Origin of the sequence: Clostridium tagluense, assembly GCF_003865095.1 — a bacterium.
Classification (GTDB): domain Bacteria; phylum Bacillota; class Clostridia; order Clostridiales; family Clostridiaceae; genus Clostridium_AD; species Clostridium_AD tagluense.
The window spans coordinates 23,714-50,659 of sequence record NZ_BHYK01000030.1 but is presented as its reverse complement, the minus strand read 5'-3'; the positions used below and the strand labels follow the sequence as shown (position 1 = coordinate 50,659).

Annotated in this window: 19 protein-coding genes and 1 rRNA gene; 15 read left to right on the top strand and 5 right to left on the bottom strand. The window is 31.5% G+C overall.

Going from position 1 to position 26,946, the window contains the following annotated elements; translation table 11 throughout:
• The first annotated feature begins 8 nt into the window (after positions 1-8).
• A 5S ribosomal RNA gene (gene rrf / locus Ctaglu_RS19675) occupies positions 9-125 on the top strand.
• A gap of 401 nt (positions 126-526) precedes the next feature.
• Here rrf and Ctaglu_RS19670 read toward each other — a convergent pair.
• The gene (locus tag Ctaglu_RS19670) at positions 527-3,598 is read right to left on the bottom strand and encodes an insulinase family protein (RefSeq protein WP_185732839.1); all 3,072 of its coding nucleotides are present in this window, start codon (positions 3,596-3,598) and stop codon (positions 527-529) included.
• A gap of 149 nt (positions 3,599-3,747) precedes the next feature.
• A complete protein-coding gene (locus tag Ctaglu_RS19665; RefSeq protein WP_125004904.1) occupies positions 3,748-4,581 on the bottom strand; it encodes a methyl-accepting chemotaxis protein in 834 nt (277 codons plus the stop codon).
• A 274-nt stretch (positions 4,582-4,855) separates the two neighbouring features.
• Between Ctaglu_RS19665 and Ctaglu_RS19660 the strand changes: the two genes are divergently transcribed.
• Complete coding sequence (locus Ctaglu_RS19660; protein ID WP_125004902.1) at positions 4,856-6,019, top strand: class I SAM-dependent methyltransferase; 1,164 nt, start codon at positions 4,856-4,858, stop codon at positions 6,017-6,019.
• 64 nt (positions 6,020-6,083) lie between these two features.
• Positions 6,084-6,887 (top strand): pyruvate, water dikinase regulatory protein, encoded by an 804-nt coding sequence (locus Ctaglu_RS19655; protein WP_125004900.1) that lies wholly within the window; start codon positions 6,084-6,086, stop codon positions 6,885-6,887.
• A 123-nt stretch (positions 6,888-7,010) separates the two neighbouring features.
• Here Ctaglu_RS19655 and Ctaglu_RS19650 read toward each other — a convergent pair whose 3' ends face one another.
• Entirely contained in the window at positions 7,011-8,423 is a 1,413-nt protein-coding gene (locus Ctaglu_RS19650) for a peptide MFS transporter (protein WP_125004898.1), read from the bottom strand.
• Positions 8,424-8,953: 530 nt separating this feature from the next.
• Here Ctaglu_RS19650 and Ctaglu_RS19645 point away from each other — a divergent pair.
• Positions 8,954-10,306 (top strand): TolB-like translocation protein, encoded by a 1,353-nt coding sequence (locus Ctaglu_RS19645; RefSeq protein ID WP_125004896.1) that lies wholly within the window; start codon positions 8,954-8,956, stop codon positions 10,304-10,306.
• A gap of 53 nt (positions 10,307-10,359) precedes the next feature.
• Here the strand turns inward: Ctaglu_RS19645 and Ctaglu_RS19640 are convergent, their stop codons facing one another.
• Positions 10,360-11,733, bottom strand: coding sequence for a sodium-dependent transporter (locus Ctaglu_RS19640; protein ID WP_125004895.1), 1,374 nt, complete (start codon positions 11,731-11,733; stop codon positions 10,360-10,362).
• 810 nt (positions 11,734-12,543) lie between these two features.
• Here Ctaglu_RS19640 and Ctaglu_RS19635 point away from each other — a divergent pair.
• The 11 genes from Ctaglu_RS19635 to Ctaglu_RS19585 all read left to right on the top strand — a co-directional run bounded on the left by Ctaglu_RS19635 (position 12,544) and on the right by Ctaglu_RS19585 (position 25,566).
• Positions 12,544-13,326, top strand: coding sequence for a motility protein A (locus Ctaglu_RS19635; protein WP_125004893.1), 783 nt, complete (start codon positions 12,544-12,546; stop codon positions 13,324-13,326).
• Positions 13,327-13,344: 18 nt separating this feature from the next.
• Positions 13,345-14,061 (top strand): OmpA/MotB family protein, encoded by a 717-nt coding sequence (locus Ctaglu_RS19630; RefSeq protein ID WP_125004891.1) that lies wholly within the window; start codon positions 13,345-13,347, stop codon positions 14,059-14,061.
• A 242-nt stretch (positions 14,062-14,303) separates the two neighbouring features.
• Positions 14,304-15,917 (top strand): response regulator, encoded by a 1,614-nt coding sequence (locus tag Ctaglu_RS19625; protein ID WP_125004890.1) that lies wholly within the window; start codon positions 14,304-14,306, stop codon positions 15,915-15,917.
• Between the two features lie 35 nt (positions 15,918-15,952).
• The gene (locus Ctaglu_RS19620) at positions 15,953-17,716 is read left to right on the top strand and encodes a sensor histidine kinase (protein WP_233439876.1); all 1,764 of its coding nucleotides are present in this window, start codon (positions 15,953-15,955) and stop codon (positions 17,714-17,716) included.
• 16 nt (positions 17,717-17,732) lie between these two features.
• Positions 17,733-18,710, top strand: coding sequence for a substrate-binding domain-containing protein (locus Ctaglu_RS19615; RefSeq protein WP_125004887.1), 978 nt, complete (start codon positions 17,733-17,735; stop codon positions 18,708-18,710).
• Between the two features lie 31 nt (positions 18,711-18,741).
• Positions 18,742-19,797: a galactose ABC transporter substrate-binding protein gene (locus Ctaglu_RS19610; protein WP_125004885.1), complete on the top strand. Its 1,056-nt coding sequence runs from the start codon at positions 18,742-18,744 to the stop codon at positions 19,795-19,797.
• A 132-nt stretch (positions 19,798-19,929) separates the two neighbouring features.
• Entirely contained in the window at positions 19,930-20,961 is a 1,032-nt protein-coding gene (locus tag Ctaglu_RS19605; protein WP_125004883.1) for a galactose ABC transporter substrate-binding protein, read from the top strand.
• 128 nt (positions 20,962-21,089) lie between these two features.
• Positions 21,090-22,607 (top strand): sugar ABC transporter ATP-binding protein, encoded by a 1,518-nt coding sequence (locus tag Ctaglu_RS19600; protein WP_125004881.1) that lies wholly within the window; start codon positions 21,090-21,092, stop codon positions 22,605-22,607.
• Positions 22,608-22,623: 16 nt separating this feature from the next.
• Entirely contained in the window at positions 22,624-23,628 is a 1,005-nt protein-coding gene (mglC, locus tag Ctaglu_RS19595; protein WP_125004879.1) for a galactose/methyl galactoside ABC transporter permease MglC, read from the top strand.
• A 221-nt stretch (positions 23,629-23,849) separates the two neighbouring features.
• Positions 23,850-24,542 carry an iron-sulfur cluster assembly scaffold protein gene (locus tag Ctaglu_RS19590; RefSeq protein WP_125004877.1) on the top strand — a complete coding sequence of 231 codons (693 nt, stop codon included), beginning with the start codon at positions 23,850-23,852 and terminating at the stop codon, positions 24,540-24,542.
• Between the two features lie 22 nt (positions 24,543-24,564).
• Positions 24,565-25,566: a GGGtGRT protein gene (locus Ctaglu_RS19585; RefSeq protein WP_125004875.1), complete on the top strand. Its 1,002-nt coding sequence runs from the start codon at positions 24,565-24,567 to the stop codon at positions 25,564-25,566.
• Between the two features lie 116 nt (positions 25,567-25,682).
• On the opposite strand, the gene Ctaglu_RS19580 is transcribed toward Ctaglu_RS19585, so the two are convergent.
• Positions 25,683-26,936, bottom strand: a complete 1,254-nt coding sequence (locus Ctaglu_RS19580) for an MFS transporter (RefSeq protein ID WP_125004873.1) — start codon at positions 26,934-26,936, stop codon at positions 25,683-25,685.
• Positions 26,937-26,946 lie beyond the last annotated feature (10 nt).

The window sequence follows — 26,946 nt, the reverse complement described above, 5'->3', positions numbered from 1 at the left end:
TTTCTCAATCTGGTGATTATGGCATGAAGGTAACACCCCTTCCCATACCGAACAGGTCGGTTAAGCTTCAATGCGCCAATGGTACTGCAGGGGTAACTTTGTGGGAGAGTAGGTCGTCGCCAGGTAAACAAAAAACCACTAAGTCTAACTTAGTGGTTTTTATTTTGCGTAAATACAATTAGTTTAAATGGCAAGCTACAAAGTGGTTTGTACATATTTTTTTATATTCTGGAACTTATTCACGGTATAGGCTTAGCATAGGAATATCTTGTACAAAACCTACAGCCACTTATAGGCTATTTCAGCTTGGATTGTAACATCTAAAGCAGTGGTGGGTTATCTTGTAACTGAACACACTAGGGTTACAAGATAAGGCATAGCTATCATTATACGTTGTCTCATACCGCTACTCAGCTCATGGGCTCTTGGTATATCATTTCTTCTTATTTTAGTTCTTATTTTATAATTAAATCACAAAAAGTGGCTATGAAATTTCATAACCACTTTTCGTGATTTAATTATTTGATTATTTTATTAATGGTTGAATACTATCGAATAAATCTTTACTAGCTTCTATTGCTTTTGTATTACCAAAAGTTGTAATTTTATTTTCCTTTAATCCATCTTCAAACATTTGAGCATAGGATTTTAGATCGTCAGTAGTTGTATTTAGAATTTTATTTATACAATTTTGACGGTAATCATCGTTTACTCCACTAAAGTATAAATCATCAGACTGAGAAGCTTTTTCATATATTGATTTTGGTGTGTAGTAACCTTTTAAAGCATCTAATTTATATTGATTTAATTGCATTGGTGATATCTTATCAGCATTTCTCAAAAATTCAGATATCATTTTTATATCTTGGAAAGATTCTTTAACTCTCGGGTCTCTATAAGTAAATATAGACATTTCTCCAGTCTCATCAGCTGATAGATAAGCACCATATGCACCACCTTTAACTCTCAAAGTATCCCATAAGAATGAGTTTACAAGAGGAGTCAATACTTGAAGGCTTCCTTTAGCATTGTATCCTAAATCTTTGTAGTTAAAAGATTGAATGTTATAGTTAATAGGAGATTCAATTGTATATGCTTCTTTTTTGCTATTAAATTTAAATTTATAATTCTGAGTAGTTAATTTATCAGAAGGAAGATTAGCAATAATGTTTGCTAAGTTATTATGGAACTTGTTAAATTCATTATCGTCAGAAGTTAAACTTAAAGTTAAATTGTTTTTATTGAAAATAGTTTTTGAAACCTCTTCAAGATTTTTAACTATTCCATCATAGTTTATATCGAAATTTTTACTTAATTCACTAATGAAATTATAGTATTCCACACCCTCTAAACTATTCATATATGCAGAATATGCACTGTTATTACTTGAATTCTTATTGAGTGCTAATTTTACGGCATTATTTGCAATTGAAGAATCTAAGTTTGTTTTAATGTTATTTATTGTTTGTTTTAATTTTTCTTTGTCATTTATTTTAGTATCCTTAATGACATCTAACATTAGGTTTATTGTATTTGGTGCATTTTCGTTTAAAGAAGTTGCACTTACTTCCATGGTTGGAGCATAAGTGTTTTTATGATTAATTGAAGAATAAGCTTGTGCCGAAATACTAAGACCATTTGAGTATTTTGCACTTAATTTTGTTAATTCATCTTGATTGTGAGTTTTTGTATCCATATTACCAAGTATGGAAGATAATAATTTTATATAAGGAATTTGAACTTGCTTAACTGATGTTGTATCAAAGTATAATGATAAATTGTTTGTGCCATTTGTATACATTGGATGATAAAGCACTTTAACTCCATCTACACTTTTTAGCTCAAGCGGTGTTTTAGTGATTTTAGGAGTTAGAGAATCAACATTAATCGTTGGAAGCTTTGATAATACTTCAGGTGATTCAGGCGTTGATTGCCACTGCTTTAATTCAAGGTTTGATTTAATTAATGCATTTAAATTTTCTTTACTTAAAGATGTTTTATAGTCTGCTAATTTTTTTACTTCTGCTTCTTTTTCTTTATCATTTAAACCAGGTACAGCTTTAAATGTTACTAAAGAGGTAAATTTATTGTTTACAAATTTATCATCAATGATATTTTCAAAATAACGAGTTTTAGAAGCGTTTTTTAAAGTTTCCATGATTGTATCATTAGATTTAAAAGGTGATAACATATTTGTATCATAAGCAAAACCCATGCTAGCAAGACCGTATAATGTTTGTCCAGTTGCTTTTGTATAGGATTTACCAAGCTTATCAGATAATTCAAAGCTACTTAAGGTAGAAGCTAATAATTCTTTATCTATACCTTGTTTTGAGATTTCTTTTAATGAATTCATAACTGTTTTTTCGAATAAATCTTTTTGTTTTCTATCTGTGTTAGATGCCAAAATTGTTGTGACACATTGTGCTTGTCCAGGATTTGAAAATGCACTTACATTTTTAAAACCAGCAGCTCTTAAGTCTTTGTGTAAAATTGAGTTTTCATTATTTAAAACTAAAGATGTAAATAATTGAGTACCTACTAATTGTTCTAAATTAGAAGCATCACCAGTAACAAAGTTTAACGTAAGATAGTCTTTATTATCTGCTGGTTGTTCTTTTGGAATTCCGTACTCTGCTTCATAGTATTTTCTTTCAGTAAATGGTGTTTGTTTAACTATTTTTGAGTCAACAGTGCTTTTGGTAATTTTGCTTAAAAAGCTCTCATCAATATGTTTTAATTTATCATCTAAAGGTGTATCACCATATATGAATATAAAACTATTTGATGGATTATAATATTTTTTATAAAAATCAACAAGTTCTTTATATGATAATTTAGTTATATTCTTTGGGTCCCCACCAGATACAAAATTGTAGGTTGTATTAGGAAGTAAACTTCTATTAATTGCAACTATTAGTTGTTGCTCAGGTGAACTCATTGCACCTTTCATTTCATTAAGTACAACACCTGTATCTTCAATTGGATTGTTCTCATCAGTTATTTCATGATGCCAAGCTTCTTCTCTAAAAATATTTTCTGAGGATTGAACTCTTGCATTATAAACTATATCAAGATATACATCCATTAGGTTATTAAATTCTTGCTCATTTACTGTAGCAAATGGATAGAAGGTTCTATCAGCTTGTGTATATCCATTCATTTCGTTGGAAAGAGAACCATTTAAAAAGTATGTAAGTAGTTGTTTAACAGGATATTTATTAGAGCCACCCATTAATAGTGAATGTTCTAATATGTGTGGTTTACCAGTATTATCGTCAGTAGGTGTTCTGAAAGTTACTGCGAAGTATTTATTTTCGTCAGCATTTTTAAACTGAACAAGTCTAGCACCACTTTTTACATGCTCAAATATTCTACCTACAGCATTATAGTCTTTTAACTTACCATCTTCAATAAGCTTAAAGCCATGATAAACTTGACCAACCTTATAGTTTTCCAAAAGTTCTTTAGCAACAGTTTTAACTGGTGCTACTTTTGTAGTAGTTGTTTTTGCACTTACAGAAACAATAGGATTTGCTAGTGTTCCCATAAAGAACATAATAGTAAGAGCGCTACAAAAAATTCTTAATTTTTTCATTTTTTTCCCCCTGGTATATTTAAATTTTACCATATTAAATTTAAAGCGTATTATTTTATACAGTATTATATATAATACTCCTTATTTTGGCAAATTTCAACTCAATAATCTTAAAAATGGGCGGAGATGGTCTCTAAGCTACAGACTAACTAAATTAGTTCTGAAATTTGCTTTATAATTTGAGCTGTATTATTGAGCTCAGCTATACTACTATTAATTTCTTCAATACTTGCAGCTTGTGTTTCAAAAAGTTTGTTATTCTCATATAAGTTATTTGTAATACTTTCAATTGAACTCTTAAGCTTATTTAAAACAGTGTTAATCTCTTTTATAGACTGACTACTAGAACTTGATAGATTTCTTATTTCATTAGCAACAACACCAAAGCCTTTACCTAGTTCTCCAGCTCTGGCTGATTCTATTGCAGCATTTAGACCTAATAAATTTGTTTGTTTTGATATGTTTTGAACAAAACCTATAATTTCATCGGTCTTTTTCATATACTCATTGGTTTCATTTACTTCATCTAATATATTATTACTAGATATAGCTACATCTTGTATTGCAGATGACACACCGCCAATAACATTTGAAATTTCATTAAAAGAACTTATAAAAGTTTCAGCATGAGCGTTTATATCATCGCCCCAAGCTCTTTTACCTATAGCTATACTGCCTATTATTTTCCCAGATCTATTTTTTATAGGTGTTGCTACAGCTTTTATAGCTACACCAAAGTATTCTTTAGGCAAAATTTTCACTATTGTTTTATTTTCTTGCATACATTCATAAGCAGGAATATCCTTTGGTAATATATCTCCTTCTCCATAATTTCCACCTGGAGCAGATTCATTTTTTGAGATTTTAATTATTTTTTCCGTGTCAGAAAGTAATAAACTTAAATCATTATTAAATAGTGCACTAATAGAAGGTAGTAAAAAACCTATGTTTAGAAGTATGTCCTCATCTTCAAAAATATTCATATACAAAAACTCCTTTTTTATTTAATATTTTCATTATAAAGTAATTTATAATAAAAAACAAACAAAAAACGAATAAAAAAATATCAGTGTCTGTTCTATGATATTACTCATAATCCTACCCTTTCAATTTTGATATATATAGGTGAATAATACTTTATTTCAATGACATAATAATGGCTAATGCTCTTTTAAATATTAGAATTAATTAAGTTGATATTTAATGATATAATTGTATAGAAAAGTAGTTTTAAAATAAATATAAAGGTGTGTTGAAATGAAAGAACTAATTAATGCAATCCATAAAATTATGCAGCAGGAGATTATAAAATTAGTTATAAGCAATAAAATGAATGTGGATGTTACCTACAATAAAATAACATTTGTATTAAAGGAAAATGATGCGAAGCAATATTATCAAATAGAAAAATCCACTGACAAGCAAGTTTTTCATGAAAATATTGATATGGATATTTTAGAAGAAAAACTTTTAGAATATGTATCATCTAATTATAAACAAGTTGATGCTTGGTCAAATGTAGCTACATTTGAATTGAAAATATCTAAAAAAGGCAAAGTTCATTTGGGCATGAAAAAAAGTGATAATGTAAAACTGGTTAATAAGGAACATAACAAAGAAAAAAATTATATTCTTAAAGAGGGAATGATAATAGAGCCTCTTATAGATTTAGGTATTTTTACAAAAGAAGGCAGAGTTGTTAATTCAAAATATGATAAGTATAAGCAAATAAATAGGTTTGTTGAAATTATCGATGATGAGATTAAGAATAATGATTTTAAGGAACTTACTATATTAGATTTTGGTTGTGGGAAGTCTTATTTAACCTTTGTACTATATTACTATTTTGTACAAATTAAAAAGATTAATGTAAAAATGATTGGACTTGATCTTAAGGAAGATGTAATTGAAAAATGTAATGATATAGCTAAAAAATATAATTATGAAAACTTACATTTTGAGCTAGGGGATATAAATGGGTTCAAATATAATAATAAGGTTGATATGGTTATTACATTGCATGCATGTGATACAGCTACTGATTATGCACTATATAATGCAATAAAGTGGGATAGCAAGATGATTTTCTCTGTTCCTTGCTGTCAACATGAAATTAATAGTCAAATTAAAACAGAGTCATTATCAATATTAACAAAGTATGGAATAGTTCAAGAAAGGATTTCAGCACTTATGACAGATTCAGTAAGAGCCAATCTTTTAGAATGCGTTGGATACAAAACTCAGCTTCTAGAATTTATAGATATATCGCATTCTCCTAAAAACATATTAATTAGAGCTTCAAAAGTTAATATATCTGTGGATAAAAGAGAAAAAGCACTAGCAGAAGTTAATGCTTTAATAAATCAATTTAATCTAAATCCAACCTTATTCAATTTATTAAAAAAGGATAATTTAATTTGATTTTTATAATTAATAGTATATTATAAGAAGAAAAAATACAAAAGAAAGTAGAGGGGATGCAAAAATGTTAACAATATATGCAGTATCGGATTCAATAGGAGAAACAGCGGAACTTGTAGCTAAATCAGTAGCAAGTCAGTTTCCAGATAGTGTAATAGTAAAAAAGATACCTCATATCAGAACGGCTGAGGATGTTAATAATTTTATTAGTAAAATAGATGCTAATTCCAAAGCAATGGTTATTTCAACTATAATTATGGTAGATGTAAAAGAGTTTTTAGTTCAAAGATGCGTAGAAAAAGGGATATTTGTATCGAATGTTTTAGGACCAGGAATAGGGCTGGCTTCTAAGCTATTGAATAAGCAGCCAGAATATATTCCAGGGGCAATATGGAACATGGATGAGGAGTATTATAAAAGAATAGAAGCTATGGAGTTTGCTATACATTATGATGATAGTCGTGATTATAATGGAATAAAACATGCGGACGTAATTCTTATAGGAGTATCAAGAACTTCAAAAACCCCATTATGTATGTATTTAGCTAACAAGGGTATTAAAGCAATAAACATACCTTTAATGCCAGAAATTCCTGTTCCAGAGGAGTTATACAGCATTCCTGGAAAGAAGATAATAGGGCTTAAAATAGATCCTTTTGTGCTTATTGAAATAAGAAAACATAGAATGGATAAATTTAATGGACTTAATTCTAGCTTCCAATATGCTAATGATGCAAGAATACTGGATGAGTTAGATTATGCAGAAAAAATAATGAAAAAAACAAGATGCCTAACAATTGATGTTACTAAAAGAGCTATAGAGGATACAGCTTTGATTATTATGAAGAGCATAGGCCATAATCAATAAGAAATGAAACTTGAGAACCTCCTTGATAAGATATTAAAATAGTTACTTTTGTAAAAATAAAAAGAAGGTTTCCTTTTTACTAAAGGGAAACCTTCTTAAATATATTGCTTATATAATTATCAATTATGCTTTGTTCGCACGCATTACTTTGTCGAAAAGTGGGCTAAGGAAGCAAAGCAATACGCCGGAAGCAATTGTTACTACCGTTACGAAACCAAATACCTGAAGTCCGCCCCAAGTTTTAACAAAGGCAGCAGCCATACCTGCAATATAGTTACCCATACCTGTGGCAAATAACCATACTCCCATCATAAGAGCTGCAATTTGCTTTGGTGCAAGTTTACTAACCATTGAAAGTCCAACTGGAGATAAGAACATTTCTCCAACGGTGTGCAATGTATATGCACCTATAAGCCAAAGGATATTCGCTTTAATTGCTGCATTAGTTGAATTACCTCTTTCCATTGCTGCACCAACCATAAGTGCAAAACCAATACCCAGTAGAATTAAGCCATACCCCATTTTAGTTGCAGTGGGTATGTCTCCTTTTGGCCTTTTTGCAAGTCGTACAAAGAGCATTGCAAAAAGAGGGCCAAGAACAACACACAAGAAGGGATTTATAGATTGGAACCAACTTGTAGGTACTTTAAAACCACCTACGTTTCTGTTTATAAAATCATTTGTGTAAATTGTTAAGCTTGAACCAGCTTGTTCAAATCCTGCCCAGAAAATAATTACAAAGAAAGAAAGAATGAAAATTGCAATAACGCTTTTCTTTTCATCTTTTGTTAAAGCGCCTTTCTTAGCCTGAGTGGAAGCTTTTTTAGCTTGTGCTTTTTTAACAGCAACTTCCTTATTAAATGCTCCAACATCACCAAGAGCTTTTTTGGCAAATAAAATATAAAGAAGTGTTCCTATAAGCATCCCTATTCCTGCTGCAAGGAAACCATATTTATAACCATAGCTTATCACTTCTGTTCCCTTTGTAACTGCAAAAGTTTTTTCTGCAAGAGTACCACATATAAGTGGCGCAAAGAAAGCACCAATATTGATAAATGTGTAGAAAATCGAGTAGGCTCCGTCTTTTCTAGGATCGTTGTTTCCATAAAAGTCTCCTACTATAGATGTAATATTCGGTTTCCAAAATCCATTACCAATGATCATAAGTCCAAGTGCCACAAGAACCATTGTTTTTCCGTGTGCAGCAAAGAGTGCGAACATTCCACCTGCTATAAATAGTGATCCGATAAAGAAGGTTTTTCTTTTCCCCCAAAAATTGTCTGCTACATAACCTCCTGCCAGTGGGGCAAAATAAACAAACATAGTGAAACTAGCATACAGTGAAGATGCAGTTGCTGTGTCAAGGCCTAATCCGCCTTTAACCGCTGATGTCGCAAGATATAGTATTAAAAGTCCTCTCATACCATAGTAGCTGAATCTCTCAAAAATTTGTAACAATGAGATGAACCAGAATCCAATAGGATAACTTTGTCTGTTATTTAATGATTGCTGTTGGGTGTTTGTAGCAGTAGCCATGATAAATCCCCCTTAATTTTTCGGATACTTATTCAACATAGAAAAATTATTATTATAATATACTGATAAATGCAATATTATGAATATTCTATGCAAACGTATCCAAATTTTTTTATGTTTTCCAAAAATTATTTTAACATACGTAATATACAAAATGCAACATTAAATACTAAAATATTTTTTCTGAAATTGGAGAAAGGAAATTAAAAATAAGGATCTAGATATTACAATAACTTGTTAATAATGCCTGCAGATATCTAAGGTTAGTTAAGTTTATTAATGAAAACAATATATTGACATTATTATATATAAATTGTAGTATAAGGTTATAATACAATTTGTATATAATGGAGTAATATTATAGAAAATAGTAACCCCACAATTTCAGAAGTTGAAATGGAAATCAAATATGGAGTTAACTCTTACTTGTAGGGTTGTGAAAAAAAGGAATATTAAAAATAGATAAAAGAGGCAAAACTAATTACTACACTGAGGTTATATCAGCGAGAAGTGGAAAGGAGAGAGTGAGAATGATTAAAAAGCCTAAAAGATTGGTAAATTTAATAGCTTTAACAACAGCAGTAGTTGTAATAGTTACAGGAGCGTTTGTAGGTACTGCGCTAGGTAAAACAAAAGAAAATAAAAATTCCAATGATTTTGCAGTAATGGTTAAGGATAAGAGTTTATGGGCAGTGAATTTATCCAAATCAGACAAGGAAGTATTAGTAGATAAGGATGGAGTATTTAAAAATCCTACTATTTCGCCGGATGGGGTAAATGTTGCTTATACAAAAGATGAAAATCTTTATATAGCTGAAATTGACTTAATAAAAGGACAGAAAAAACCTATTAAAGTTGCGGACAAGGTGGTAAGTTATGCCTGGGGAAAGAATACTGATTTAGTATACGCAGCAGAAAAGGGTGGACTTAGTGGGTTTAATTTAAAAACCCAAAAATCTTCTATTTATATTAAAAGTGAAGAATATTATGAAGATATGGTAAGTGATAAAAAGGGAAATATATATGCAGAAGTATATAGACATTACACAAAGGATGATGGTCAATATATTGAACCAAAAGGACTTATAAGATATGAGTTAGATTTAGCTAAGGAAAGTTTAATAGTAAAATCTAAGCCTTGGAATGATGAAACAGGAGATATGGGTTTAGCACCTAGGGCTGCCGGAGTTTCAAAGGATGGAGCTTATGTTTATATATGGTGCAGAGTTCGCTCTGGATCAACAAACGCTGATGGAGTTCCTTTTGGAGTGTATGATGTGAAAAATAATAAGTTTACACCTTTTAATAGTGAACAAGTATATGCGTTAGCTTATAAAGATAATTTAGCTATAAATCCTATAGATGGAAAGAGGCCTGTGGTTAATAATGGTGGCGTAAGAGATATGAATGTTAACAAAACTATAGGAACGGTAGATGTAACAAATGGAATATTCAATCCTATTTTACCAGAGAAAATGATATCTACTACTAATGACCCATACAATATTATGGCTAAAGGTATGGTTACAATGACCCCATCTTTCTCACCAGATGGAAAAAAAGTTATATACTCAGCTTCTCCTGCCAGTAGTGATGCTGAGCAGTGGTTAAAGGCACCACATAATATATATACTGTAGATTTAAAAACTAAAAATGTAGAAAAAATAACCAAAGGGAATAATTTTGATTTTGCGCCTAATTATATTTCTAAGGGATCAGGCATTGTATTCGCTAGAAAGACTGGTGAAAATATGATTTCTCTATTTAGACTAAAAGGAAATAAAGAGGAATGTATAGCAAAAGCTATTAAATTAGATGAGTATAGTTGGTATTATGGGCATTGCAAGCTAGAAGAAAGTTTGGATATTTATACATTTAATTAGATATAATGAGCCTCAATAATTATTGAGGCTCATTTAACTTACATAGCTTTTATTTATAATTTAATTATTCCAATTGAATTAAAAAAAACAATAATAAGAAGGCATGGGGATATAAATTTAATAAATATATATATAATATTTAGAACGAGGTCATTATTTAAGGTTCCTTGATTTGATAGCTCTAGTTTAAAATCTTCTTTTTTAACAAAGTATCCAACGTAAATTGCTATCAAAAGTCCTCCTATTGGGAGTAATATATTAGAAGATATAAAATCGAAGGAATCGAAAAATCCTCTTTGCCCTAGTATATGAATATTACCAAGGACACTTGTGGGATGAGCCGATAATGTTGCAAGTATTCCAACCACCATCATTATGCTGGTTGTAAGTAATACTGCGTTCTTTCTACCAATACCCTTTTCTTCCGTAAAATACGCAACTGGAACTTCAATCATAGAAATCATTGCTGTTGTAGCTGCAATAGCAGTTAAAAAGAAAAATGCTACCAATAATACACTACCAAAAGGTATTTTTGAAAATACAAGTGGTATGGTCTTAAATAGAAGGCCAGGACCTTCACTGGGTGTCAAACCAAAGGAGAATACAGCGGGGAATATTGCAATCCCTGCCAGTATGGAAATTAAAGAGTCAGATAGTGCAACTTTTGCTGAAGTTGCTATCATATTATTACTTTGTGTAAAATAACTTCCATAAGTAAGCATTGTTCCCATTCCTAATGATAATTTGAAAAATGCTAAACCAAGAGCAGCGAGTATTACAGGTCCAGTTAACTGCGTAAAATCAACATGGAATAAAAATTTTAAGCCTTGAGATGCGCCTGGAAGTGTTAATGCTCTTACATCGCAGATAAGAATTAATATAAATAATACCGGCATAAGCGTTTTTGTTATTCTTTCAATTCCATTTTTAACTCCTGCAATTAGAATTATCGAAACCACGCAGAGAACTATAAACTGCCATACAATTGGAGATAGTGGTCCAACTAAAGTGGACATGAATTTTGTGTTGGCTGTAACCAAAGTAACTCCAGCAAAATCACCCTTTATTGCTTTGAAAACATAGGAATAAACCCACCCAGCAACAGAGCTGTAAAAAAATGCGATTAGAAATGCTGAAGCTACTCCCATAAATCCAATAGTTTTCCAGCCTTTAGAAGCATTTAACTTTTTAAAAGCTCCCACTGCATTTTTTCTAGACTTCCTACCAATGTAAAATTCACATGACATAATTGGAATACCAACTAACACAACACATAAAAGGTACACTAAGAGAAACGCTCCTCCGCCATTTGTCCCAATTAAATAAGGGAATTTCCATATGTTACCTAGACCTACTGCTGAACCCAATGTTGCAAAAAAAACTGCAAACCCTGTTGAAAATGTTTCTCTTTTATTCTTCTCCTCCATTACATATCACTCCTTTTTATATTTAATTAAACAGTTGTCGGTAAAAACTATTTGAAGGGATCAAATTTATATTTGGTACAATAGTCTAAAATAATATAAAAAAACAGACATGTCTTTTCACTATGACGCGAAAAGATGTCCGCGATACTATTTAAATTTATAACTCTAATTTTGATAGAATAATCCTAAAAAATTATACTGGATTTTAACTTTCAACTTTAAGGCTATTCTCTATAAACAATAGCTTTTCCAGCATTTTTAATACTATACCATGTATATATTATTAAATCAACAGAAAAATGAAATGTTAAAAACTGTTTCCTTCAATTTTCTCACATTTAACTATAGTTATACCATTTTTTTGATTGAATATCTTATTTTCAAATTCTTAAACATATCAAATGTAGTAGATATTAAATAATCCTACCATTTGGGAGGATTATTTTTATTTAAGATAAACTTAAGAAATTTATAACTTTAGTTAATAGATTATAATAGTATTTAACAGAATTCACATAAAAAGCTGATAATAAAATGATCACCTTTTTTTCTTCCATTGGTTGTTTTTTTATGTAAATTTTGATATAATAATAATTGCTAAAAATAAAAAGGCATAAATGTTTTTTTTAGACAATAAACTTGTTTTTCTAAGAGATTTGGTGAGAATTTTATAGAGAAATTTGCATAATAAAGGGAATGTGTATTATTTTTTCAATTACATATAATGCTCTTAATTTTAATTGAATATTTATCTAGGAGAATATATAAGTAAAAACTAATAATATTTACATAAATTAGGAGGGAATAGCTTTGGATATTATATCACTTATAGGTATGGTTTTAGCAGTGGGGTTTATTTTATTTGGAATATTGACAAGTGGATCTATTTTAACTTTTGTTGACATACCATCTATACTTATAGTTATAGGAGGTACGGCGGGGGCATTATTATTAAGTGCCAGAAAGAAAAATGCAATGCAATTTGTAAAATGTTTTGGAATTGTATTTAAAGAAAAGGGAAAAAATGAAGTTGAGATTATAAACGGTTTGGTTGAATGGTCTACTAAAGCTAGAAAAGGAGGTCTTTTGGCTTTAGAAGAAGAAATACCTAAAATTGAGGACAAGTTTATTAAAACAGGTTTAATGATGATTATAGATGGTTCAGAGCCTGAAACTATAAAGAGGGTTCTTTCTATAAAGCTGAAAGGAACAGTTGAAAGGCATAGTAGTAACAGGGGATTAATGGACACGGGAGCATCACTAGCGCCAGCATTTGGTATGGTAGGGACTCTTATAGGGCTTGTAAACATGTTGAAAAGTTTATCAGATCCTTCCACAATTGGACCACAAATGTCTGTTGCCTTAATTACCACATTCTATGGTTCTTTAATAGCAAATGTAGTTTTTCTACCTATGTCAAAAAAGCTAAAGTCTAAAACAACAGCCGAAATATACCAAAAGGAAATGATAATTGAAGGACTTATGAGTATTCAAGCAGGTGAAAATCCTAATACTATAAAAACAAAGTTAATGGCATTCTATAACGACAAAGAAAATGAAGCAATTGATGCAAAAGTTAATAGTCAAGAATAGTATGTAAGGAGGCCCAGTATGGACGAAGAAAATAACTTTGACACAGAAGATGAGGGTATAAATAATGAGTGGCTTGCAACTTATGGAGATTTAGTTACACTTTTAATGTGCTTTTTTGTACTATTATATTCCATGGCTGTTATTGATCAAAGTAAGGCAAAGCAAGCTATAGCTTCTTTGAATAATATGGGCGCTTTTTCTCAACAATCAGGTGCTAAGCCATCCGTAGGTAACGGCATATTGGATAAAAATGCTGCAATTGTAGGCTCAGCAGAACAACAAATGGATAATATTTATAAGGAAGTAAAAAAAATTGTAGACAAGAAAAATTTACAATCTTCTATTGAAGTTGAAAATCAACCAAAAGGCGTTTTAATTAGATTTAAAGATGATATGATTTTTGACACAGCAAGTGCAGAATTAAAACCAGGAGCTAAGGCTATTTTGACACAAATGTCAGATGTATTAAAAAAATATAATAAGAATATAAGAGTAGAAGGGCATAGTGATAATATACCAATAAAAACTGGCAAATATGAAAGCAATTGGGAACTTTCATCAGCTAGAGCAATAAGTGTAGTAAAGTTTTTAACTAGTGAAATTCCACCAGATAAACGAATAAAAGAACAAAGCTTCGAAGTGGCTGGATATGGAGCATTTAGACCTATAGTATCAAATGATACAGAAAAAAATAGAGAAAAAAACAGAAGGATAGAACTAATCATAATTAAGTAATAGTATGATTTAATTATCTAACTACGGCTTTATAAGTAGAGTGAAATTCCTTGTAAAGTTTTTTATTATATATAAAACAGCTTGCGTAAAATAACAGGCCAGATACTTTATAAATTTTAGTATGTGGTCTGTTTTTGTATTTTAGTTAAAAAGATTATTTAAGTAGGAGATTTGCCAGTGCTATAGTAAAAGAAATACTAAGATTTAAGAAAATGCTATCAATGAATGCATAGGGGGACAATATGTATAAATTAATTTTAGTAGATGATGAAGAAGAAGTAAGAAGAGGTATAATACAAAAAATAAAGTGGCAGGAATATGGGTTTGAACTAGTAGCAGAAGCTGAAAATGGTAGAGAAGCCTTAGAAATGGCAGAGAAATTTACTCCAGATGTAGTTGTAACTGATATTAAGATGCCCTTTATGGATGGGCTTCAACTCTCAGAAGAATTAAGAAAACGATTTCCTGCCATTAAAATAATAATATTAACGGGTTTTGATAAATTTGAATATGCACAAAAGGCTGTAAATTTAAATATCGCGTTGTATGCGCTAAAACCTGTTTGTTCAAAAGAATTCATTGAGGTACTTTTAAGGGTAAAATCACAAATTGATGAGGAAATGTTGAAAAAAAAGGATATGGAAGCGTTAAAAGAACATTATGTGAAAAGCTTGCCTATTTTAAAAGAGAAATTTCTTATTTATCTAATTACAAGTAAGGCAAGTAAAGAGGAAATTGAGGAAAAATGTAAAAATTATAATATTAATTTAAATGGAAATCGCTTTGCTGTGGCAGCTATGAATATTGATAATAAAGTTGAATATAAAGACAAGAAAAATGATAATGGTAATGAAGTAGATTTGAATAAATTTGCAACTCTTAATATAGTAGAAGAAATCCTTTCCAAAAACAATAGAGGAATAGCATTTATACACAATGAATTGATTGTATTAATTAGTCCACATTTGGAAGAGGAGAGAGGTTTTATTTTTAATACTCTTCAATCTACCCTTGAGGAAATAAGACACAATATTGAAAAATATTTAAAGTTTACCATTACCATTGGCCTTGGAACAATTATATGTGATGTTTCACATATATCTGATTCTTATAAGAATGCTATTCTTGCCTTAGACTACAGATTTATCATGGGCAACAATCGAACCATTTGGATAGAAGATATAGAGCCAAGCAGTAGTAAAAAAATAGTTTTTGATGAAATTATGGAGCATGACCTGAGAAGTTCTATAAAAGTAGGAACAGAGATTGAAATTATTAAAACAATAGATGGTTTGTTCTATGAGCTTATAAATGCAAAGGCCACCTTTAAGCATTTTCAAATATATTTATTAGAAATACTTACAACTATAATTAAAACAGCGGAAAGTTTAGACGTGGATTTAACCTATATTTTCGGTGAAAATTACAATTTATTCGTGGAGCTATACGAATTTAATGATTTAAATGAAGTTAATAATTGGTTCCAATATATATCTATTAAAATAAGGAACTACATTACAAAAGATAGGCAAGATAATTGCACGCTTTTAGTTGAAAAGACAAAGGCTTATATTAATAAATATTATAGTGACAGTAGTATAACAATTAATAGTCTTTGTAATTATCTATATATAAGTCCAACCTATTTTAGCTTTATTTTTAAAAAAGAAACAAAAATGACTTTTATAAATTATTTAACTCAAATTAGATTGGATGCTTCAAAGGAGTTAATTAAGACCTCAAAGTTGAAGTCTTTTGAAATCGCTTACAAAGTTGGATATTCAGAAGCCAATTATTTTAGTTACTGTTTTAAAAAACATTTTGGAATTTCACCATCTGAGTATAGAAATAATTAATTGAACATCCTTCATACCTAAGAGGAGATGAAATTTTGAAAAGCAAGATTAAGAAATTTTTTAAAAACCCATATAACGTTGCAGTAAGTAGCTTTAAAGTAAGAGGAATACAATTTATTATTACTATATCCTTTACTCTTATTTCGATTTTGGCTATGTTATTTGTTGGAATTGTGATTTATAATAAGTTTTCTATTTCATTAGAAGATAATGCTACTCTAAGTACGAAGCAATTAGTGAATCAGGTGAATTCTAATATTGAGTACTATTTAAAGGGCACCAAGGAAGTATCAAATTTGTTAGAAAAAAATATCTATCTAAATCAAAAAATTCCAAATAGTAAGCTGAAAGATCAAATGAATATAATACAGAATATTAGAGGGGATATTGCAAGTCTAGCTGTTTTTTCAGACAAGGGAGAACTTATAATTGAATCTTCTACTTCAGTCTTAAAGGATAATGTAAATGTAGTTAATCAAGATTGGTTTAAATCAGCACTAAATAAATCAGATAACCTTAGGTTTTCATTACCTCATGTTCAAAATCTTTTTAATGGAAAGCATGATTGGGTTGTTTCGCTTAGTAGAGTTATATATTTTTATAAGGGTAACGAAAGGGTACGGGGAGTGCTTTTAGTTGATATGAATTATAGCACTATAGGTCAGATTTGCCAAAATATATCTATAGGAAAAAGAGGTTATATTTATATTGTTGATTCTGATAATAATATTATATATCATCCAGAACAACAGCTTATTAACATAGGTTTAAAATCTGAAGACAGTGAGGATTATTTAGGTAGCTATTTAGAAAATTCTGATGAAGGCAAGCAGCTTATTACAATAAAAACAGTAGATTATACTAATTGGAAGGTTGTAGCAGTTGCATATATGTCAGAAATATTGGATTTTAAAAAAACTAGTACTAACTTCATAGGATGGATTTTATTTGTTTGTATCATATTAATTATTTTTATATTCGGATTTATATCAGCTAAGATATCACATCCAATAAAGCAGTTAGAGGAGTCTATGAAGATGGTAGAAGCAGGAGATTTTAATATATATATTGATGTTAAAGGGGAAGATGAGGTGGAGAGATTATCTACGGCCTTTAATTTGATGATTTCTAAAGTTAGGTATCTTATGGCACAAATAGTGATAGAGCAAGAAGCAAAAAGAAAAAGTGAATTAAATGCACTACAAGCGCAAATCAATCCACACTTTCTATACAATACTTTAGACTCAATAGTTTGGATGGCAGAAAATGAGAAAAATGATGGTGTAATAACAATGGTAACCGCTCTTGCTAAGCTATTTAGAATAAGTATAAGCAGGGGTAAAAATATCATTACAGTTAGGGAAGAAATGGAGCATGCAAAAAATTATTTGATAATTCAAAAGATTAGATACAAAAATAAGTTTGTATTTGAAATTATAAATCAAAAGGAAGTTTTAGAATATAAAACCTTAAAGCTAATATTGCAGCCACTTATAGAAAATTCAATTTACCATGGTATCGAGTATATGGTAGACGAAGGTTTTATAAAGATATCAGTTTCCGTTACTAATGGTAAATTATTATATGAAATATGTGACAATGGACTGGGAATTGAACCAGAAGTATTAAAGCACATACTTGAGTACAGGGAAAAAGATAATACTAGCTCCGGAGTTGGAGTGAAAAATGTACATGAGAGAATTCAGCTAAGCTATGGCACGGAATTCGGACTTGAAATACAAAGTGAAATTGAAGAGGGGACTACAATTAAAATTTGGCTACCTCTTATAAAAGAATAGAGCTGGGGTGATTTATATGTTTAAAAAGAATATGTTAATAATTTTCTTGTTTATTATTCTCCTTATATCACCATTTTTATTCGGGATCGTAAATTTAAGTACTAAGGGAGAAGAAGAGTCTAAAAAAATATCATTAATATTAAAAAATCAAAATGGTGACTATTTTAAAAATGTTAGAATGGGCGCTACGGTGGCTGCTAAAGAATTTAATGTAAAGGTAGAGTTTAATTCGCCTATCTATGAAACTGATATTGATGGGCAAATAGCCTTAGTAAATGCAGCTATTGAAAGAAAAGTGGATGCCCTAATATTGGCACCATGTGATTATGATAAACTTGCAAAGGTAACTGAAAAAGCTATAGGTGAGAAAATACCAGTGCTCGTCATAGACAGTAAATTAAACACTAATAAAATTAGTAGTTACATAACTACAGATAATGTTAAAGCTGGAAAAATGGCAGGTCAAAAGCTTGTTTCACTATGTGATTTAAACTCACGAATTGCTGTTATTAATTTTGTTGAAGGAGCAAGGAACAATAAAGAGAGAGAAGAAGGCTTTTGGTCCATAATATCAAAATACCCCAAATTAAAGTTGGTATATAAGGAGTATGTGGCAGCAGATTCAAAGAGCGCCTCAGTGCTTACAAAAAAACTTGTCTTAGGTGATGATAAAGTTAATACAATAATAGCATTAAACTATATAAGCTCTATAGGGGTAGCAGAGGCAATTGCGGAAATAGGCCTGGCAGGCAAAGTGAATGTCATCACTTTTGACAATACTCCAGAACAAATAGAATTCTTAGAAAGTGGGGTAATACAAGCTACCCTTACTCAAAGTCCCTTTGGTATGGGATATTTAGCAGTTAAATATGCAGCTCTAAAGCTGCAAAACAAGAAAATTCCAAAGTATGTCGACACTGGCGTAGTTGTCATAGATAGGGATAATATGTATAAACCAGAAAATCAAAAAATATTATTTCCTTTTAAACAATGAATATATATAAAAATTTACAGGGAGAATTATAATGAATAATATGAAAAAAATTATAATAGTTTTGGCAATGGCGTTTATTATAGTAGCTATTTTTAAAGTGTGTGTAAGCAGAGATACTTATTCAAAGACTGGATATAAGGGGAAATTACCAAAAGTAGGTGCAGCTATTTACAAATATGATGATGAATTTATGTCTTATATATGTAATTCAATGGAAAATGATGCATATGGAAGAATAGCATTGAATATGAATGATTCTCAAAATGATCAAAATATACAGTTACAACAAGTTGATGAAATGATTTTAAAGGGGTCGCGCGCTCTCGTCATAAATTTAGTCCAGCCTAAAGCGGCAAAGGCTGTAATTAACAAAGCAAGAGTGGCTAACCTGCCAGTTATATTTTTTAACAAGGAACCAGATGCATCAGTACTAAACAGCTATGATAAAGCCTGGTTCGTAGGTACAGATTCAAAGGAATCTGGAATTTTGCAAGGTAAAATGATAGTTGATCTTTGGAATGAAAATAAAAGTAAATGGGATAAAAATCAAGATGGAAAGCTTTCATACGTATTACTTAAGGGTGAGCCAGGGCATCCTGATGCGGAGGCCCGTAGCAAATATGCACTAGATGAGATTAAGAAGGCAGGTATTTCCGTAGAAGAGTTAGCACAGGCTACAGCCATGTGGGACGACGCAAAAGCAAAGGAAAAAATGGATGGATGGATATCGAAGTTCAATGATAGAATAGAATTTGTAATTTCTAATAATGATGTTATGGCACTTGGGGCATTAGATTCACTAGAAAAAGCGGGCTACTTATCTGAAAAAAAATTTATTCCTGTAGTTGGAATAGATGCAATTCCAAATGCTATTAAAAAGATAAAAGAAGGTACTATGGTTGGTACAATATTAAATGATGCCAGTAGTCAGGGCAGGGCAATAATCGATTTAGTTACAAATGCAGCAAATGGTAAAAATATTCTTAATAGTACTTCTTGGAAAATAACCAACAATAAGTATGTGCGTATTCCTTATGTGACTATAATAAAAGATAATATAGATGTAGCGGAGCAGGCTTACAAATAATTATGGATTAATTATTAAAATACCATAGGATTTTAATATATAACAGTAGGATTTTGTATTAATAATAAACCTTTTTGATGTTATCATTAGCACAAGTTAACGTTTACATTAAAATTCAGAGGGGGAAAATTCATGAAAAAGGCAATTACAATGATTTTAGTAACAGCAATGGCAACCAGCTTATTAGCAGGTTGCTCAAGTAAAACTAAAACACCAACTACTGATACCAAAAAGGTATCTATAGGATGCACAATTTACAAATTTGATGATACCTTCATGACAGGCGTTCGTAATGCAATATCTGCAGCCGCAACTGATGCTAAATCAAGTGTAGAAATTGTTGATAGTCAAAACTCATCAGCAACGCAAAACGACAAAATAGATTTGTTTATAACTAAGAAAGTAAATGCACTACAAATAAACCCTGTTGATCAAGCAGCATCAGATGCAATTATAACTAAGGCAAAGAATGCTAATATACCGATTGTATTCTTTAATCGTATGCCTTCAGCTGCTGACCTTAGTAAATGGGATAAACTTTATTATGTAGGAGCAAAACCTGAACAGTCAGGAGTAATGCAAGGCAAGATTTTAGCTGAGTATTGGAAAGCTCACCCAGAAGCAGATAAAAACAAAGATGGAATTATGGATTACGTTATGCTAACTGGTGAACCAGGACATCCTGATGCTATTGCTAGAACTAAATCTTCCATCGATGAAATAGTAAAGCAAGGAATAAAAGTTAATGTTATTGCTAGTGATACTGGTATGTGGGATCGTGTTAAAGCTCAAGATAAACTACAATCAATTATAGCTGCAAAAGGTGATAAAATTGAAGCAGTACTTGCTAATAATGATGACATGGCTCTTGGTGCTATATCAGCATTAAAAGCTGCTGGATACTTTAAAGATAGTAAGTTTATGCCTGTTGTTGGTGTTGATGCTACAGCTCCTGGTATTGCTGCCCTTGCTGATGGTACTTTACTTGGAACAGTACTTAACGATGCTAAAAATCAAGGAATTGCTACATTCAAGCTTTCACAATTACTTGCAGAAGGTAAGGTTCCAACTACTGAGAATGTTGGATACACTCTTACAGATAGTAAATATGTATGGATAGATTATAAGCCAATAACTAAAGCTAATATGGCTGATGCTAAATAAATCACTATTTTTATAGTTTATTAAATGTTTTAAAATTAACTAAAGTACAATAGGGTTTCTATTGTACTTTGGTTTGTTAATGAATTTATAAAAAATAATCATCATTAAGGTATACAGGAGGCATTACAATGAAGGAAGATAATTATTTGCTGGAGTTAAATAATATATCCAAAACCTTTCCTGGTGTAAAAGCATTAGACGATGTAACTCTTAAAGTGCGTGCTGGTAAGGTACATGCCCTAATGGGTGAAAATGGTGCGGGTAAATCTACACTTATGAAATGCCTTTTCGGTATATACTCGCAGGATTCAGGAGAAATATTTTTAAATGGTGAAAAGGTAGTAACAAACAATTCAAAAGAAGCTCTAAATCTAGGAATTGCAATGATTCATCAGGAAATTCACCCTGTTAAATTTCGTAATGTAATGGAAAATATGTGGCTTGGACGGTTGCCAATGTATGGTATTGGACCTTTTAAATTAGTTGATGAGAAAAAAATGTATAAGGATACCCAGGAACTTTTTAAAAATCTTGGAATTGATGTTAAGCCAGATACAATAGTTGGGAACTTATCTGTTTCTATAGTACAACAGATGGAAATAGCAAAGGCAGTTTCCTACGATGCAAAAGTAATAATTATGGATGAGCCTACGTCATCTCTTTCTGAGACCGAAGTAGAACATTTGTTTAGAATAATTCGGGATTTACAAAAAAAAGGAGTCGCAATAATTTATATATCCCATAAGATGGAGGAAATCCTCAAAATCTCCGATGAAGTATCTATAATGCGAGATGGGAAGATGATGGGCACTTGGGACGCTAGTGAACTTACAACTGATATGATAATTAAAAAAATGGTAGGACGTGATTTGACTAATAGATTTCCTGAGAGATGCAATGTGCCTGGGGACGAAATCCTTAGGATCGAAGGATTTACATCTCCCTATCCAAGATCTTTCAAAGGTGTTTCTTTTAATCTAAGAAAGGGAGAAATACTTGGTGTAGGAGGTCTTGTTGGTGCTCAAAGAACAGAGATTATGGAAGCAATTTTTGGTCTTAGGAGCTTGCAATCCGGGAAGCTTTTTATAAATGATAAGCAAGTTAGTATTAAGTCACCAATTGATGCAAAAAAATATAATATGGCACTAATTACAGAGGAACGTAGGGCGACAGGCATATTTCCAGTTTTATCAGTTATGGAAAATATGGTGGTGGCAAACCAGTCAAAATATCTGAATAAAATGGGAATTTTAGACGATAAAATGAGAAAAAATGATTCGATTAAGAGTATGAAACAGTTAAACGTAAAAACACCTTCATTTAAAGAACTTATACAAAATTTGTCTGGTGGTAATCAGCAGAAGGTATTACTAGCTAGGTGGCTTCTTACAGAGCCAGATATACTAATTCTTGATGAGCCAACACGTGGTATCGACGTAGGTGCGAAATTCGAGATTTATACAATTATTACGGAACTTGCAAATCAAGGTAAAAGTATTATAATGATATCTTCTGAAATGCCTGAACTTTTGGGTATGTCTGACAGAATAATGGTAATGTGTGAGGGGCATCTTTCTGGTATTATTGATGGGAAAACAGCTACAGAGGAAGAGGTAATGCTACTTGCTAGCAAGTATATGGAATAGTGAGGGGGAGAGGTAAATGGAAAGGTTAAAAAGTAAAAACATACAGGCTTTTTTAAAGCAAAATGCTATTTATGTGGTACTTATAGTATTAATAATAGGTATTGCAATAAAGGATCCACGTTTTATTTCATGGGGTAGTTTTGCTAATGTTTTGACTCAAAGTTCAACAAGAATAATTATAGCACTGGGAGCTTGTTTTGCGATTTTAACTGCTGGAGCTGATCTTTCTGCAGGACGTGTGGTAGGTCTTTCAGCAGTTATATCCGCTTCAATGATTCAAGCTACTGAGTATACAAGCAAGTTTTATCCGAATTTAGGTCATTTAAATATAATGATTCCTATTTTAGCAGGGGTTATAGCAGGCGGTATAGTTGGACTTTTAAATGGTTTCATAGTATCAAGGTTTGATGTACCACCATTTATAGCAACCCTGGGTACAATGGTTATTGTTTATGGAGCAAACTCAATTTATTTTGATATGGCGCCTAATAGGTCACAGCCTATAGGTAGTTTAAGGAGTGATTTTGCTACACTTGGAACAGGATCATTTTTAGGAATTCCATATATAGTAATTATAGCAGCCCTGGTTACTGTAATAATATATGTGGTTTTAAATAAGACAAAGCTTGGTAAAGATGTATATGCTATAGGTGGAAATAGGGAAGCTGCTACTGTTTCAGGTATTAATGTACGAAATTCACTATTAAAAATATATGTAATTGCAGGTCTGCTTTATGGTCTAGCTGGTGTTCTTGAAGCAGCAAGAACTGGTGGGGCAACAAATAATTATGGTAATGGTTATGAATTGGATGCGATTGCAGCCTGCGTTGTGGGTGGGTGGTCGGTATCTGGAGGTGTGGGTACTGTACCAGGAATTGTAGTAGGTGTACTTATATTTAGTGTAATCAATTACGGATTAACGTTTATAGGGATTAATCCATATTGGCAACAGATAATAAAAGGTGTAATTATAGTATCAGCAGTTGCAGTGGATATAAGAAAATACCTTCGTAAAAGATAAAAATAGTATAACTATATTTAAATTCCTAAGTAATATCGCTGGATATATATTATTCCAGCGATATTACTCTGTAATGTATTAATGCTATTGTTAAGTTAGGTTTTTTTTGTTAAAATAGAATTGGTAAGGTATTTTAAAAATCTGTCCCAGTGGGATGAATTAGTTCCCAAGGGTGTTAAGGCACAGTAAATTACCATCTACATATGGAAGGAGATAATATTATGATTTATTCAACAGAAGTTTCAGAAATGATGTGTGTTGCAAAAGGACCTAATCATGGATCAGCACCAATTCCTGAAGAAGGAAAATGGGTACAAAGTAAAGAAATTAAAGATATCTCAGGTTTAACACACGGAATTGGCTGGTGTGCTCCGCAGCAAGGTGCCTGTAAGCTTACTTTAAATGTAAAAGAAGGCATAATACAAGAAGCATTAGTTGAGGTAATAGGATGTTCAGGTATGACTCACTCAGCTGCAATGGCATCAGAAATACTTCCAGGAAAAACTATTTTGGAAGCATTAAACACAGATTTAGTATGCGATGCAATAAATACAGCTATGAGAGAGTTATTCCTTCAAATTGTTTACGGAAGAACTCAAACTGCATTTTCTGAAGGTGGACTACCAATAGGCGCTGGACTTGAAGACTTAGGTAAGGGTCTTAGAAGTCAAGTTGGTACAATGTATGGAACACTTGCTAAGGGTCCAAGATATTTAGAAATGGCTGAAGGTTATGTTACTAACATTGCATTAGATGAAAATAGTGAGATAATAGGTTATAAATTTGTTCAACTTGGAAAAATGATGGACATGATTAAAAAAGGTATGGATGCAAATGAGGCTATGGAAAAAGCTACTGGAAGTTATGGTAGATTTGATGAAGCTGCAAAAGTAATCGACCCAAGACAACAATAATATAAGAAGGAGGAATAATTAAATGGCTTTATTTGAAAGTTTTGAAAGAAGAATAAATCAGATATTACCTGTATTAAATAAATATGGTATAAATTCGCTAGAAGAAGCAAGAACAATTTGTGAAGAAAAAGGTATAGATGCTTTTGATATAGTAAAAGGAATTCAGCCTATAGCTTTTGATAATGCTTGCTGGGCATATACAGTAGGGGCAGCTATAGCAATTAAAAAAGGTTGTACAAAAGCGGCAGATGCGGCAGTATATATAGGAGAAGGACTTCAATGTTTCTGTATACCAGGTTCTGTTGCTGATGATAGAAAAGTTGGAATTGGACATGGTAATTTAGCAGCTATGCTTCTTCGCGAAGAAACTAAATGCTTTGCATTTTTAGCTGGACATGAATCCTTTGCAGCTGCTGAAGGAGCAATTGGCCTTGCAAGAGCTGCCAATAAAGTAAGAAAACAACCACTAAAAGTAATACTTAATGGTCTTGGAAAAGATGCAGCTTATATAATTTCAAGGATTAATGGGTTTACATATGTTCAAACAAAATTTGATTACTATACTAGCAAATTAGATATAGTTAAAGAAATAGCTTTTTCAAAAGGTGAAAAATCTAAGGTTAGATGCTACGGATCAGATGATGTACGTGAAGGTGTTTCAATAATGCATTTTGAGGGAGTAGACGTTTCAATTACAGGAAACTCAACAAACCCAACAAGATTCCAACACCCAGTTGCTGGAACTTATAAAAAAGAATGCCAAGAACAAGGTAAGAAATTCTTCTCAGTTGCATCAGGTGGTGGTACTGGAAGAACTCTTCATCCAGACAATATGGCAGCAGGTCCTGCTTCATACGGAATGACTGATACTATGGGAAGAATGCATTCAGATGCACAATTCGCAGGTTCTTCATCAGTACCCGCTCACGTGGAAATGATGGGACTTATAGGTATGGGAAATAACCCTATGGTTGGAGCTTCAGTTGCAGTTGCGGTTGCAGTTGAAGAGGCAATGGGTAAATAAAAGTTTATTTAAATCAATTATTAAGCCCCTTATTTAGACCTAATGGACTAAATAAGGGGCTTTTATTATCTAATTAATATTGGAATTGTTTAAAGTGATTTTCAAAAAAATACAGTCTATTTTCCTATATTTGTGTCTTTTTTTCTAAGTTTAACCCAGGAGATAAGTAACAATATCAATACTATTGTAAAAATACCTGATAATATGAAACAAACTCTAGCTCCGTATTTCTCAGCTACAAATCCTGAAAATAAACTTCCAATAGGCGTGAATCCAGCAAACACAAGGGAATATACACTCATTACTCTTCCTCTGTATTCATCTTTAGAATTTAGCTGCAGCATAGAATTGGCAGTGGTGGAAAAAAACATATTAAATATGCCCGTTATAGCTAAACTTAGTGCAGTAAGATAATATAAATTGCTCATACCCGTGGCAATTAACATTATGCCAATTGCAATAGAGCTACCTATCATAAGAATTCTATTTGGACCACCTTTACTTTTTAAGGAAACAAGAACTGCTCCAATAAGCGAACCTGCACCAAGGGCAGACAATAAAATCCCATAGGTTTTTGCATCCATATGTAGTACATTTTTCGTGAATACAGGTATTAAAACACTATAGTTAAAAACAAATATCCCCATAATACTAACTAATATCAAGGTTTCTAATAAAATGGGATTCTTTTTTATATATTTAAGACCATTCACTATTTCCCTTAATATGCCTTCTTGTGAACTTTTCATTCTTACATAAGCCACTGCTTCAATGTGAACTAGCCCATAGATTACTGCCATAAAGCTAAAACCATTTAACAAAAAACACCATCCCGCGCCAAGGTATCCCATAAGCATAGCTCCAATAGCTGGTCCAATAATTCTTGCTAAATTAAAAGTAGCAGAATTTAAAGCAATGGCATTCATTAAATCTTCTTTTCCTACAATTTCCATATTAAAAGCCTGCCTAGTTGGCATATCTAGTGTATTGCAAAATCCAAGACATAGCGCTAAAACTAGTATGTATTCGTACTTCACAGTATGTGTAAATACTAATCCAGACAATATAAAAGCTAGTAGCATAGATATTGTCTGAGTGAAAATCAGTATTTTTTTCTTTGGAAACTTATCTGTTATTACCCCAGCAAATAATGAGAAAAAAGTTACGGGTAAAAACTGCAGGGTTCCAACAAGACCAAGCAAAAATGCAGAATCTGTTATGGAAAGCACTAGCCAAGATTGCCCTATGTTTTGTGTCCAAGTACCTATTAAGGAAACACATTGTCCAAGCCAAAAATATCTATAATTCTTATGTGTAAGAGCATGAAAGTTATTGTTAATAAATCTCTTAGTAGAAGCGACTATATGCATTATTATCATC

Bases quoted from the DNA above. Each gene is read 5' to 3' on its own strand.
- Ctaglu_RS19670 (WP_185732839.1), bottom strand. From the start codon at position 3,598: ATGAAAAAATTAAGAATTTTTTGTAGCGCTCTTACTATTATGTTCTTT.
- Ctaglu_RS19665 (WP_125004904.1), bottom strand. From the start codon at position 4,581: ATGAATATTTTTGAAGATGAGGACATACTTCTAAACATAGGTTTTTTA.
- Ctaglu_RS19660 (WP_125004902.1), top strand. From the start codon at position 4,856: ATGAAAGAACTAATTAATGCAATCCATAAAATTATGCAGCAGGAGATT.
- Ctaglu_RS19655 (WP_125004900.1), top strand. From the start codon at position 6,084: ATGTTAACAATATATGCAGTATCGGATTCAATAGGAGAAACAGCGGAA.
- Ctaglu_RS19650 (WP_125004898.1), bottom strand. From the start codon at position 8,423: ATGGCTACTGCTACAAACACCCAACAGCAATCATTAAATAACAGACAA.
- Ctaglu_RS19645 (WP_125004896.1), top strand. From the start codon at position 8,954: ATGATTAAAAAGCCTAAAAGATTGGTAAATTTAATAGCTTTAACAACA.
- Ctaglu_RS19640 (WP_125004895.1), bottom strand. From the start codon at position 11,733: ATGGAGGAGAAGAATAAAAGAGAAACATTTTCAACAGGGTTTGCAGTT.
- Ctaglu_RS19630 (WP_125004891.1), top strand. From the start codon at position 13,345: ATGGACGAAGAAAATAACTTTGACACAGAAGATGAGGGTATAAATAAT.
- Ctaglu_RS19625 (WP_125004890.1), top strand. From the start codon at position 14,304: ATGTATAAATTAATTTTAGTAGATGATGAAGAAGAAGTAAGAAGAGGT.
- Ctaglu_RS19615 (WP_125004887.1), top strand. From the start codon at position 17,733: ATGTTTAAAAAGAATATGTTAATAATTTTCTTGTTTATTATTCTCCTT.
- Ctaglu_RS19610 (WP_125004885.1), top strand. From the start codon at position 18,742: ATGAATAATATGAAAAAAATTATAATAGTTTTGGCAATGGCGTTTATT.
- Ctaglu_RS19605 (WP_125004883.1), top strand. From the start codon at position 19,930: ATGAAAAAGGCAATTACAATGATTTTAGTAACAGCAATGGCAACCAGC.
- Ctaglu_RS19600 (WP_125004881.1), top strand. From the start codon at position 21,090: ATGAAGGAAGATAATTATTTGCTGGAGTTAAATAATATATCCAAAACC.
- mglC (WP_125004879.1), top strand. From the start codon at position 22,624: ATGGAAAGGTTAAAAAGTAAAAACATACAGGCTTTTTTAAAGCAAAAT.
- Ctaglu_RS19590 (WP_125004877.1), top strand. From the start codon at position 23,850: ATGATTTATTCAACAGAAGTTTCAGAAATGATGTGTGTTGCAAAAGGA.
- Ctaglu_RS19585 (WP_125004875.1), top strand. From the start codon at position 24,565: ATGGCTTTATTTGAAAGTTTTGAAAGAAGAATAAATCAGATATTACCT.
- Ctaglu_RS19580 (WP_125004873.1), bottom strand. From the start codon at position 26,936: ATGCATATAGTCGCTTCTACTAAGAGATTTATTAACAATAACTTTCAT.